Origin of the sequence: Streptococcus pseudopneumoniae (assembly GCF_001070815.1) — a bacterium.
Taxonomy (GTDB): domain Bacteria; phylum Bacillota; class Bacilli; order Lactobacillales; family Streptococcaceae; genus Streptococcus; species Streptococcus pseudopneumoniae_P.
Genome location: NZ_JVLX01000014.1, coordinates 1 through 12,167, shown reverse-complemented (window position 1 = coordinate 12,167; position 12,167 = coordinate 1). Strand labels below are relative to the sequence as shown.

The 12,167-nt window shown below is 40.4% G+C and carries 10 protein-coding genes; all 10 read left to right on the top strand.

Annotation, left to right across the window (positions count from 1 at the left end; all coding sequences use genetic code 11):
* The first annotated feature begins 71 nt into the window (after window positions 1–71).
* The 10 genes from typA to lctO all read left to right on the top strand — a co-directional run bounded on the left by typA (window position 72) and on the right by lctO (window position 11,968).
* Window positions 72–1,913 carry a translational GTPase TypA gene (gene typA / locus ADG81_RS01430; protein ID WP_000164111.1) on the top strand — a complete coding sequence of 614 codons (1,842 nt, stop codon included), beginning with the start codon at window positions 72–74 and terminating at the stop codon, window positions 1,911–1,913.
* Window positions 1,914–1,932: 19 nt separating this feature from the next.
* Window positions 1,933–2,187 (top strand): DUF3165 family protein, encoded by a 255-nt coding sequence (locus ADG81_RS01425; RefSeq protein WP_049550682.1) that lies wholly within the window; start codon window positions 1,933–1,935, stop codon window positions 2,185–2,187.
* 368 nt (window positions 2,188–2,555) lie between these two features.
* Entirely contained in the window at window positions 2,556–4,577 is a 2,022-nt protein-coding gene (locus tag ADG81_RS01420) for a bacteriocin-associated integral membrane family protein (RefSeq protein WP_049550681.1), read from the top strand.
* Window position 4,578: 1 nt separating this feature from the next.
* Complete coding sequence (locus ADG81_RS01415) at window positions 4,579–5,220, top strand: ABC transporter ATP-binding protein (protein WP_049550680.1); 642 nt, start codon at window positions 4,579–4,581, stop codon at window positions 5,218–5,220.
* A 103-nt stretch (window positions 5,221–5,323) separates the two neighbouring features.
* Entirely contained in the window at window positions 5,324–6,676 is a 1,353-nt protein-coding gene (gene murD, locus ADG81_RS01410) for a UDP-N-acetylmuramoyl-L-alanine--D-glutamate ligase (protein WP_049550679.1), read from the top strand.
* Window position 6,677: 1 nt separating this feature from the next.
* Window positions 6,678–7,736 (top strand): UDP-N-acetylglucosamine--N-acetylmuramyl-(pentapeptide) pyrophosphoryl-undecaprenol N-acetylglucosamine transferase, encoded by a 1,059-nt coding sequence (locus tag ADG81_RS01405; protein WP_049550678.1) that lies wholly within the window; start codon window positions 6,678–6,680, stop codon window positions 7,734–7,736.
* Between the two features lie 9 nt (window positions 7,737–7,745).
* Window positions 7,746–8,999 (top strand): cell division protein FtsQ/DivIB, encoded by a 1,254-nt coding sequence (locus ADG81_RS01400; RefSeq protein WP_049550677.1) that lies wholly within the window; start codon window positions 7,746–7,748, stop codon window positions 8,997–8,999.
* A 232-nt stretch (window positions 9,000–9,231) separates the two neighbouring features.
* Complete coding sequence (gene pyrF, locus ADG81_RS01395; RefSeq protein ID WP_049550676.1) at window positions 9,232–9,927, top strand: orotidine-5'-phosphate decarboxylase; 696 nt, start codon at window positions 9,232–9,234, stop codon at window positions 9,925–9,927.
* A gap of 39 nt (window positions 9,928–9,966) precedes the next feature.
* Window positions 9,967–10,599, top strand: a complete 633-nt coding sequence (gene pyrE, locus ADG81_RS01390) for an orotate phosphoribosyltransferase (RefSeq protein ID WP_049550675.1) — start codon at window positions 9,967–9,969, stop codon at window positions 10,597–10,599.
* Window positions 10,600–10,831: 232 nt separating this feature from the next.
* Window positions 10,832–11,968: an L-lactate oxidase gene (gene lctO, locus ADG81_RS01385; protein ID WP_000120723.1), complete on the top strand. Its 1,137-nt coding sequence runs from the start codon at window positions 10,832–10,834 to the stop codon at window positions 11,966–11,968.
* Window positions 11,969–12,167 lie beyond the last annotated feature (199 nt).

The window sequence follows — 12,167 nt, the reverse complement described above, 5'->3', positions numbered from 1 at the left end:
ATGTTATTTACTTGAAATTATGGTATAATCGTTCAGTTAGAAAATAAATTTTGAATATTATAGAGGAAATCATGACAAAATTAAGAGAAGATATCCGTAACATTGCGATTATCGCCCACGTTGACCACGGTAAAACAACCCTCGTTGACGAATTATTGAAACAATCAGAAACGCTTGATGCACGTACTGAATTGGCAGAGCGTGCTATGGACTCAAACGATATCGAGAAAGAGCGTGGAATTACCATCCTTGCTAAAAATACAGCCGTTGCCTACAACGGAACTCGTATCAACATCATGGACACACCAGGACACGCGGACTTCGGTGGAGAAGTTGAGCGTATCATGAAAATGGTTGACGGTGTTGTCTTGGTAGTGGATGCCTACGAAGGAACAATGCCACAGACTCGTTTCGTATTGAAAAAAGCCTTGGAACAAGACCTTGTCCCAATCGTGGTTGTTAACAAAATCGATAAACCATCAGCTCGTCCAGCAGAAGTAGTGGACGAAGTCTTGGAACTTTTCATTGAGCTTGGTGCAGATGACGACCAGCTTGACTTCCCAGTGGTTTATGCTTCAGCGATCAACGGAACTTCTTCATTGTCAGATGACCCAGCTGACCAAGAAGCTACTATGGCACCAATCTTTGACACGATTATTGACCATATCCCAGCTCCAGTAGATAACTCAGATGAGCCTTTGCAGTTCCAAGTATCACTTTTGGACTACAATGACTTCGTTGGTCGTATCGGTATCGGTCGTGTCTTCCGTGGTACTGTTAAAGTTGGGGACCAAGTTACCCTTTCTAAACTTGATGGTACAACTAAAAACTTCCGTGTTACAAAACTCTTTGGTTTCTTTGGTTTGGAACGTCGTGAAATTCAAGAAGCCAAAGCAGGTGACTTGATTGCCGTTTCAGGTATGGAAGATATCTTTGTCGGTGAAACCATTACTCCGACAGATGCAGTAGAGGCTCTTCCAATCCTACACATCGATGAGCCAACTCTTCAAATGACTTTCTTGGTTAACAACTCACCATTTGCTGGTAAAGAAGGTAAATGGGTAACTTCTCGTAAGGTGGAAGAACGCTTGCAGGCAGAATTGCAAACAGACGTTTCCCTTCGTGTTGACCCAACTGATTCACCAGATAAATGGACTGTTTCAGGACGTGGAGAATTGCACTTGTCAATCCTTATCGAAACAATGCGTCGTGAGGGTTATGAACTTCAAGTATCTCGTCCAGAAGTTATCGTAAAAGAAATCGACGGTGTTAAATGTGAACCATTTGAACGTGTTCAAATCGACACTCCAGAAGAATACCAAGGATCTGTTATCCAAAGCCTTTCTGAACGTAAAGGTGAAATGTTGGATATGATTTCAACTGGTAATGGTCAAACTCGTTTGGTCTTCCTTGTTCCAGCGCGTGGTTTGATCGGATACTCAACTGAGTTCTTGTCAATGACTCGTGGTTACGGTATCATGAACCATACCTTCGACCAATACTTGCCATTGATTCCAGGGGAAATTGGTGGTCGTCACCGTGGTGCCCTTGTTTCTATCGATGCTGGTAAGGCTACAACTTACTCAATCATGTCTATCGAAGAACGTGGTACGATCTTTGTCAACCCAGGTACTGAGGTTTACGAAGGAATGATTATCGGTGAAAACTCTCGTGAAAACGACTTGACAGTTAACATCACTAAGGCTAAACAAATGACCAACGTCCGTTCAGCTACTAAGGACCAAACGGCTGTTATCAAGACTCCTCGTATCTTGACACTTGAAGAGTCTCTTGAGTTCTTGAACGACGATGAGTACATGGAAGTAACTCCTGAGTCTATCCGTCTGCGTAAACAAATCCTTAACAAGGCAGAGCGTGAGAAAGCTAACAAGAAGAAAAAATCAGCTGAATAAGAGCTAGAAAGAGATAAAAATGGTTTATTTAATCATAGGACTCCTCTTATTACTACTCTATGTATTTGCGACACCAGAAAGCATTAAAGGGACAGTCAATATCGTCCTTGTCGTCTTTGCTTTTGTAGCACTCTTGATTTTGCTCATGTTGTCAATTCTGCAAATCTTTCAGCTACCGACAGAATTTTTCATTGCAATCGCCATGCTCTTCCTAGCATACTTTAGCTTGCGAGATATTACCCTCATGTCGGTCAGTAAAAGTAAAAGAAGATAAAAAGAGAGTTTTGGCTCTCTTTTTTTGTAGAAATTTTACAATAGTTTGAATTGCCTTTTACTATAACATCATCTCTTTTGCTTGTAAAGTATGAAGGTGAAAACTGGAATAAAATCCGCTAAGGTCATCTATTTTTTAGGAAATTGTAAAACTTCATTACTAATGATATTTTAGTAAAACATGTTGATAGATTATATAGAAAGTGATATACTTAAGTTATAAGAAATCGTTTTCAAAACGAGGAAGGATTAAATTTGTTGTCTTGGTGCTCAGGGTGTAATGGATTAAACTAGGAAAATAATTCTAAGAATTTATAAAACATAAAATCTTTGTTCTATAGGGTTATTCTCTTATACAAGGAGTCTACTATGAAGAAACTATTCATATTATTATCAACTTTTTTTCTCAGCTTTTTCTTTGCTTGGATTATTGTCTTACGTGCGCCACAATATTTATTTGCAAGCTATGATTCCGTTTCTTTACTTCGTGTCAAAAAAGATACTCAGGAACCGACGCGTGAGGTATTTGAAAAGGAATTAGAGAATTTTGTAAACTCAGAACAGAGTTTAATAGCTAGAAGAATCGTAGAGCCGAGTAAGGATGGGACGACTCACTTTACTTATGCAACTTATGGTCAGGGAACTTTACCAAAAGAATTCCAAGAAGCTAGCCAAGAAAGTCGTGAACGTAGTGATCCGCTAAATAGTTATCTCCTTTTGTCAGGCTCCTTGACGAAAGAAAAGCTTGCCGATAAATTAGGAGATTTGGGTTATAAAGCAATTCCTGACCGAAAGACACCGCCCTATTCTCTTGCTTTTAGAATGTTACTAATTCCCCTTATTTTAATTAGTTTAGCAATATTTGGCTTATCTTTCTTTGCTCTAGTGATTATCACTCGGATTAAGGAAATGAGAGCTGCAGGTATAAAACTCTTTTCTGGTCAGACTCTCTTATCCATCATGAGGCATTCTTTATCTACTGATATCAAATGGCTCCTTCTATCAGCCCTCCTTTCCTTCCTAGGTGGGGGAGTCGTTCTTTTTAGTCAAGGTTTGTTTTATCCTATCTTGTTAGCCACCTATGGTTTTGGGATTAGTTTCTATCTTTTGTTTTTATTGGGGATTTCAATTTTACTAATGCTCCTTTATCTAATGAGTTTGAGTTATAAAGCATTAGTTCCCGTTATCAAGGGAAGATTACCCCTTAAACGCCTGATGGCTTTAACCCTATTGTGTCAGTTAGTAGCTGTTTTTACAGTAGGCTACGCTGTTAAGACAGGTTTGACGTCTTACCAACGATTGAAAGAACTTGAAATTTCAAAACAAGCATGGCAGGATAGAGCAGACTATTATCAAATTTCTTTTGGCTTAGGTGATAGAGGAAAAGATACAGAAAATCAGAATAAGTGGTATGCTTTTGCCAAGGAAGCAATCGAAGAAGAACAAGCCCTTTATGTAAAGGATAATCTGTTCCATTTTGCCAATCCACAAGGAAAAAATGAACAGGGAGAGACACTGGATACCTATAGTCCAAATGCTAATGCGCTCTATGTTAGTACCAGTTATTTGGACAAGGAAAAGGTCGTGGTAGATGCTGAGACCAAACAGAAGTTAGCCCATCTCCAAAAAGGTGAGTTTATCCTCTTGCTCCCAGAACATTTGCGCTCTCGAGAAGTAGAACTTAAGAAAGTTTTTGAAGAAAAATTGAGTTATTATGGAAAATCTGGTGAGGAGGCAAGTGCTCCTTTAGAGTATGAAATGAGAGCGATTGTTAGCTATCTTCCAACTGGAGAAAAGCGGTTTGTTTATAATAACGGTGAAAGCCCAGTATCCATCCAGTACCTAACCGATCCGATTTTAGTTGTATTTACTCCAACAGCTACAGGTGATAGTATCATTTCCAAATCTATTTGGTCTATCAATGCTGGAAAACAACTCTTTATCAAAGGATATGAGAGTGGGCTAGAACTCTTGAAGAAAGCTGGAATTTATGAGCAAGTATCCTATCTTAAAGAAGGAAGAAGTGTTTATCTAACTCGTTATAATGAAGTGCAAACTGAAACAGCAACTTTAATCCTAGGAGCTATTGTTGGGATAGCCAGTTCCTTATTACTCTTTTATTCTGTCAATCTTCTATATTTCGAGCAATTCCGCCGAGATATCTTGATTAAACGAATTTCAGGTTTACGATTTTTTGAAACACATGCTCAGTATATGGTTAGCCAATTTGCCAGTTTTGTATTTGGTGCTAGTCTCTTTATTTTAAGCAGTCGAGACTTGGTGATTGGCTTGCTCACTTTATTAGTCTTTCTAGCTAGTGCAGTTTTGACGCTTTACCGTCAAGCTCATAAAGAATCTCGTGTTTCTATGACAATTATGAAAGGAAAATAGGATGATTGAACTAAAGAATATATCTAAAAAATTTGGAAGCCGTCAGCTATTTTCAGATACAAATCTTCATTTTGAAGGTGGGAAAATTTATGCCTTAATCGGTACAAGTGGCTGTGGTAAGACAACACTCTTGAATATGATTGGACGATTAGAGCCATATGACAAAGGGCAAATCATCTATGATGGTACTTCTCTTAAGGACATCAAGCCTTCTGTTTTCTTTAGAGATTACTTAGGATACCTATTTCAAGATTTTGGCTTAATTGAAAGCCAAACCGTCAAAGAGAATCTCAATCTGGGTTTAGTTGGTAAAAAGTTGAAAGAAAAAGAGAAAATCTCTTTGATGAAACAAGCTCTAAACCGTGTAAACCTCTCTTATTTAGACCTGAAGCAACCTATCTTTGAATTATCAGGAGGAGAAGCACAACGTGTTGCACTAGCGAAGATAATTTTAAAGGATCCACCTTTGATTCTCGCAGATGAACCAACCGCTTCCTTAGACCCCAAAAACTCTGAGGAATTACTTTCTATCCTAGAATCTTTAAAAAATCCGAATCGGACTATTATTATTGCGACCCACAATCCTCTGATTTGGGAACAAGTGGACCAAGTTATTCGAGTTACCGATTTATCACATATATGATATAGCAAGATTCAGTTAGAAGAAAGAGTCACAAACACACTTTGTGGCTTTTTTATTTCCATAAAAATGGTAAAATAGTAGAAGTAGAAATGGAGTTCGAGACATGAAAGTAATAGATCAATTTAAAAATAAGAAAGTCCTTGTTTTAGGTTTGGCCAAGTCTGGTGAATCTGCAGCTCGTTTGTTGGACAAGCTAGGTGCTATTGTGACAGTAAATGACGGGAAACCATTCGAGGACAATCCAGCTGCGCAAAGTTTGTTGGAAGAAGGGATCAAGGTTATCACAGGTGGCCATCCTTTGGAACTCTTGGACGAAGAGTTTGCTCTTATGGTGAAAAATCCAGGTATCCCATACAGCAATCCCATGATTGAAAAGGCATTGGCCAAGGGAATTCCAGTCTTGACTGAAGTGGAATTGGCTTACTTGATTTCAGAAGCACCGATTGTTGGTATTACTGGTTCAAATGGTAAAACAACCACAACGACTATGATTGGGGAAGTTTTGACTGCTGCTGGGCAACATGGTCTTTTATCAGGAAATATCGGCTATCCAGCCAGTCAAGTGGCTCAAACTGCGACAGATAAGGACACGCTTGTCATGGAACTTTCTTCTTTCCAACTCATGGGCGTTCAAGAATTCCATCCAGAGATTGCGGTTATTACCAACCTCATGCCAACTCATATCGATTATCATGGTTCATTTGAGGAATATGTAGCAGCCAAGTGGAATATCCAGAACAAGATGACAGCGGCTGATTTCCTTGTCTTGAACTTTAACCAAGACTTGGCAAAAGAATTGGCAAGAAAAACACAAGCTACTGTTGTACCATTCTCAACACAGGAAAAGGTTGATGGAGCTTATCTGGAAGATGGTCAGCTCTATTTCCGTGGAGTAGTGGTCATGGCAGCTAGCGAAATCGGAGTTCCAGGTAGCCACAATGTGGAAAATGCGCTTGCGACGATTGCTGTAGCCAAGCTTCGCGGTGTAGACAATCAAACTATTAAAGAAACTCTTTCAGCCTTTGGTGGTGTCAAACACCGTCTCCAGTTTGTGGATGAAATCAAGGGTGTCAAATTTTATAATGATAGCAAGTCAACCAATATCTTGGCTACTCAAAAAGCCTTGTCAGGATTTGACAACAGCAAGGTCATTTTGATTGCAGGTGGTTTGGACCGTGGCAATGAGTTTGACGAATTGGTTCCAGATATTACTGGACTTAAGAAGATGGTCATCCTGGGTCAATCTGCAGAACGTGTCAAACGGGCAGCAGACAAGGCTGGTGTGGCATATGTGGATGCGATTGATATTGCAGATGCGACCCGCAAAGCCTATGAACTTGCGACTCAAGGAGATGTAGTCCTTCTCAGTCCTGCCAATGCCAGCTGGGATATGTATGCTAACTTTGAAGTACGTGGCGACCTCTTTATCGACACAGTAGCGGAGTTAAAGGAATAATATGAAAAAAATTGTCTTTACAGGTGGGGGGACGGTTGGACACGTTACCCTCAACCTTTTGTTGATGCCCAAGTTCATCGAAGATGGCTGGGAAGTCCACTATATCGGAGATAAACGTGGCATCGAACACCAAGAAATCCTTAAATCAGGTTTGGATGTCACCTTCCATTCCATTGCGACTGGAAAATTGCGTCGTTATTTCTCTTGGCAAAATATGCTAGATGTCTTCAAAGTTGGTTGGGGAATTGTCCAATCTCTCTTTATCATGTTGCGACTTCGTCCACAAGCACTTTTTTCAAAGGGAGGCTTTGTCTCTGTGCCGCCTGTTATCGCAGCACGTGTTTCAGGAGTGCCTGTCTTTATTCATGAATCTGACCTGTCTATGGGCTTGGCCAATAAAATTGCCTATAAATTTGCGACGAAGATGTATTCAACCTTTGAGCAAGCTTCAAGTTTGTCTAAGGTCGAGCATGTGGGAGCAGTGACCAAGGTTTCAGATCAAAAAAATCCAGAACCCGATGAATTGGTAGATATTCAAACCCACTTTAATCCCAAATTGCCAACTGTATTGTTTGTCGGTGGTTCTGCAGGTGCTCGTGTCTTTAACCAATTGGTGACAGACCATAAGAAAGAGCTGACAGAGCGCTACAATATTATCAATCTAACTGGAGATTCTAGCCTGAACGAGTTGAGCCAAAATCTCTTTCGTGTTGACTATGTGACCAATCTCTATCAACCCTTGATGGAATTGGCTGATATTGTTGTGACACGTGGTGGTGCCAATACGATTTTTGAGCTCTTGGCCATGGTAAAATTACATGTCATTGTGCCACTTGGTCGGGAAGCTAGTCGTGGTGACCAGATAGAAAATGCGGCTTACTTTGTTAAGAAAGGCTATGCAGAAGAGCTTCAAGAAAGCGATTTGACCTTGGATAGTTTGGAAGAGAAACTTTCTCACTTACTAAGCCACAAGGAAGAATACCAAGCTAAGATGAAGGCTTCTAAGGAATTGAAATCTCTTGCAGATTTTTATCAATTATTGAAAAAAGATTTATCATAAGGAAAGTAAATGTCAAAAGATAAGAAAAATGAGGGCAAAGAAATCCTCGAAGAATTTAAAGAGTTATCAGAATGGCAGAAACGAAACCAAGAATACCTAAAAAAGAAGGCTGAAGAAGAGGCGGCCCTAGCTGAGGAGAAGGAAAAGGAAAGACAAGCTCGAATGGCTTCAAAATCTGAAAAATCAGATGAAACTGAAGACAAAGAGAGTGAGTCTGAACCAAAAGATTCAGAATCAGATAAGGAAGACGCTAAGGAAAAAGTAGAAAAATCAGAAGACGCCAAAAAAGAAGTAGCCAAAAAAGAACCAAAATCCAAAGAACCAAAGAAACAGAATAAACAGGATAAAAAAATAGAGAAAAAGACTGTAAAGGAAAAACCGGTCAAACTGAAAATTCCAGGAGTTCATATCTGGCGGGCTATCTCGATTTTGTTTCTCAGTCTGCTTTTATTGATTGCCTCTGCTTACTTGCTCAGTCCTTATGCGACTATGAAGGATATTCGTGTTGAGGGAACAGTGCAAACTACAGCTGATGATATTCGACAGGCTTCAGGCATTCAGGATTCGGATTATACGATTAACCTTCTGCTAGACAAGGCAAAATATGAGGAACAAATCAAGTCTAATTATTGGGTTGAATCAGCTCAGCTTGTCTATCAATTTCCAACCAAGTTCACTATCAAGGTCAAGGAATATGATATTGTGGCCTACTATGTTTCTGGTGAAAATCATTATCCTATTCTTTCCAGTGGTCAGCTTGAGACCAGTTCTGTGAGCTTGGTTAGTCTGCCAGAAACTTATTTATCTGTTCTCTTTAATGATAGCGAACAAATCAAAACTTTTACGTCAGAACTTGCTCAAATTAGCCCCGAACTCAAGGCTGCTATCCAAAAGGTGGAACTAGCCCCAAGCAAGGTGACTTCTGATTTAATTCGATTGACTATGAATGATTCGGACGAGGTCTTGGTTCCTCTATCTGAAATGAGTAAGAAACTACCTTACTATAGTAAGATTAAGCCACAGTTGTCAGAACCGAGTGTGATTGACATGGAAGCTGGAATTTACAGTTACACTGTGGCGGATAAATTAATTATGGAGGCTGAGGAAAAAGCCAAACAAGAGGCTAAGGAAGCTGAGAAGAAACAGAAAGAGGAAGAGAAGAAAAGACTGGAAGAACAGCAGAATAAACTAGAAGAGGAAAGGAAAAAGCTGGAGGAAGAGGGCAATCAAAACCAAACAAGTCAGCGTTCATCGCGTCGCTAGGTTTAGCTTTTTTCCTATAATTCTTTAGTGAACATGTTTTTACTTGACAAGTGCTAGTAGAAATAATAGAATAGTAAAAAACCTTTAAAGCAGTCCAGAGAGGCAGCTAAGGTTAGACGGTGAAAGGGTGGAGACTACCCATTTTTCGTGGAACCTTGCTGTTGGCAGGTTCCTTTTTTCGTGGCTTCTTGTGGCCAGACTCTCTCACTAGCAAAGGTAAAAGGAGAAACCTATGCGAGAACATCGTCCAGTTATTGCTCTTGATTTTCCTAGTTTTGAGGCGGTCAAGGAATTCTTAGCTCTTTTTCCAGCAGAAGAAAGCCTTTATCTTAAGGTAGGGATGGAGCTTTATTACGCAACGGGGCCTGAGATTGTGTCCTACTTGAAAGGCCTGGGGCACAGTGTCTTTTTGGATCTCAAGCTGCATGACATTCCCAATACTGTCAAATCAGCTATGAAGGTCCTGTCTCAGCTTGGTGTGGATATGACAAATGTTCATGCTGCTGGGGGTGTAGAGATGATGAAGGCTGCGCGTGAAGGTCTTGGAAGTCAAGCCAAATTGATCGCAGTCACGCAACTGACATCAACATCGGAAGCCCAGATGCAGGATTTTCAGAATATCCAAACCAGCCTGCAGGAGTCTGTCATTCACTATGCTAAGAAGACGGCTGAAGCTGGGTTAGATGGTGTCGTTTGCTCGGCTCAAGAAGTGCAAGTTATCAAAAAGGCCACCAATCCAGATTTTATCTGTCTAACACCAGGAATTCGTCCTCAGGGAGCTGCGGTTGGAGATCAAAAACGAGTCATGACGCCAGCAGATGCCTATCAAATCGGTAGTGACTATATCGTAGTGGGACGTCCCATTACCCAAGCTGAGGATCCTGTTGCAGCTTATCATGCCATCAAGGATGAATGGAACCAAGACTAGAATTAAAGAAATAGATTATAAAAATAAAAGGAGAAGACCATGACACTTGCTAAAGATATCGCTAGCCACCTCTTGAAAATCCAAGCCGTTTACCTCAAACCAGAGGTGCCTTTCACTTGGGCATCTGGTATCAAGTCACCCATTTATACGGATAACCGTGTGACTCTTGCCTATCCAGAAACTCGTACTCTCATTGAAAATGGTTTTGTAGATGCTATCAAAGAAGCCTTTCCTGAGGTTGAAGTGATTGCAGGAACTGCGACAGCTGGGATTCCACACGGAGCTATCATTGCTGACAAGATGAATCTGCCATTTGCCTATATCCGTAGCAAACCAAAAGACCACGGAGCAGGTAATCAAATCGAAGGTCGCGTAGCTCAAGGTCAAAAAATGGTAGTGGTTGAAGACCTCATTTCAACTGGTGGTTCTGTTCTTGAAGCAGTAGCAGCAGCAAAGCGAGAAGGAGCAGATGTGCTTGGAGTTGTAGCGATTTTCAGCTACCAATTGCCAAAAGCAGACAAAAACTTTGCAGATGCTGGTGTTAAGCTGTTAACACTTTCTAACTACAGTGAACTCATTCACCTAGCTCAAGAAGAAGGTTACATCACACCAGAAGGCTTAGATCTCCTAAAACGATTTAAAGAAGACCAAGAAAATTGGCAAAATGCCTAAAACATAGAAAATCAGGTAGTCACTAGGATTACCTGATTTCTTTTTTATACTAGAAAATGAAAAGATTATTTGAATTTCCATAACTTAAGAAAGTTTATCATTTTTAATTATCTTTGTAAAATGATTGAAAGTATGAAATTTCCAAACAAAATATTTGAAAAGTTTTGAAAAAAGAGTTATGATATTTTTGTAATATACAAAGTAAACGCTTACTTATCAAGGAGGGCATTTTATGTCATACAAAACAAGCAATGCAGAAGGTCATGTAGACTTCATCAATACCTATGATTTGGAGCCAATGGCGCAACAAGTCATTCCTAAAGCAGCATTTGGCTATATCGCTAGTGGGGCGGAAGATACTTTCACTTTACGTGAGAATATCCGTGCCTTTAACCACAAGCTCATTGTTCCGCATACGCTTTGCAATGTAGAAAATCCAAGTACAGAGATTGAATTTGCAGGTGAAAAATTGTCTTCACCAATCATCATGGCACCTGTCGCGGCTCATAAATTGGCAAATGAACAAGGTGAAGTGGCGACTGCGCGTGGTGTGCATGAGTTTGGTTCCCTCTATACAACCAGCTCTTACTCTACTGTAGATCTTCCAGAAATTACGGAAGCCCTTCAAGGGACACCTCATTGGTTCCAATTTTACTTTAGTAAAGATGATGGAATCAACCGCCACATCATGGACCGTGTGAAGGCTGAAGGTTATAAAGCGATTGTCTTGACGGCAGATGCGACTGTAGGGGGCAATCGTGAGGTGGACAAACGTAATGGTTTTGTCTTCCCAGTTGGCATGCCGATTGTTGAAGAATACCTGCCAGAAGGTGCTGGAAAATCAATGGACTTTGTTTACAAATCAGCTAAACAACGCTTGTCTCCACGTGATGTAGAATTTATCGCTGAATACTCAGGACTTCCTGTGTATGTCAAGGGACCACAATGCCGTGAGGACGTTGAACGTTCGCTTGCTGCGGGAGCTTCTGGTATCTGGGTGACTAACCACGGTGGTCGCCAAATTGACGGTGGACCAGCTGCCTTTGACTCACTTCAAGAAGTAGCAGAAGCAGTTGATAAACGCGTGCCAATCGTCTTTGACTCAGGTATTCGTCGTGGTCAACACGTCTTTAAAGCCTTGGCTTCAGGAGCAGACTTGGTAGCTATTGGTCGCCCTGTTATCTATGGCTTGGCTCTCGGTGGTAGTGTCGGTGTGCGTCAAGTCTTTGAACACTTGAATGCAGAATTGAAGACAGTCATGCAATTGTCTGGAACTCAGACTATTGAAGATGTCAAACACTTCAAACTCCGTCATAACCCATACAACCCAACTTTCCCAGTTGACCCTCGTGACTTAAAATTGTATTGATAAAATAGCTTGCCTTCACTAAGTGTGGAGGTTTTTTCTTGTGTTTTAAAAGTTTCAATGAGGGAAAATGTATCAAAAACTATAGAAATATATCTTTCAGTCAAATATCTTGCTAGGGCTTTCATTTTTTGCTATACTGGTGCAGTAATTAAATAATAAAGACATTTGGGGTGCTTTAGGCTGAGATGATACCCATTGA

Bases quoted from the DNA above. Each gene is read 5' to 3' on its own strand.
- typA (WP_000164111.1), top strand. From the start codon at position 72: ATGACAAAATTAAGAGAAGATATCCGTAACATTGCGATTATCGCCCAC.
- ADG81_RS01425 (WP_049550682.1), top strand. From the start codon at position 1,933: ATGGTTTATTTAATCATAGGACTCCTCTTATTACTACTCTATGTATTT.
- ADG81_RS01420 (WP_049550681.1), top strand. From the start codon at position 2,556: ATGAAGAAACTATTCATATTATTATCAACTTTTTTTCTCAGCTTTTTC.
- ADG81_RS01415 (WP_049550680.1), top strand. From the start codon at position 4,579: ATGATTGAACTAAAGAATATATCTAAAAAATTTGGAAGCCGTCAGCTA.
- murD (WP_049550679.1), top strand. From the start codon at position 5,324: ATGAAAGTAATAGATCAATTTAAAAATAAGAAAGTCCTTGTTTTAGGT.
- ADG81_RS01405 (WP_049550678.1), top strand. From the start codon at position 6,678: ATGAAAAAAATTGTCTTTACAGGTGGGGGGACGGTTGGACACGTTACC.
- ADG81_RS01400 (WP_049550677.1), top strand. From the start codon at position 7,746: ATGTCAAAAGATAAGAAAAATGAGGGCAAAGAAATCCTCGAAGAATTT.
- pyrF (WP_049550676.1), top strand. From the start codon at position 9,232: ATGCGAGAACATCGTCCAGTTATTGCTCTTGATTTTCCTAGTTTTGAG.
- pyrE (WP_049550675.1), top strand. From the start codon at position 9,967: ATGACACTTGCTAAAGATATCGCTAGCCACCTCTTGAAAATCCAAGCC.
- lctO (WP_000120723.1), top strand. From the start codon at position 10,832: ATGTCATACAAAACAAGCAATGCAGAAGGTCATGTAGACTTCATCAAT.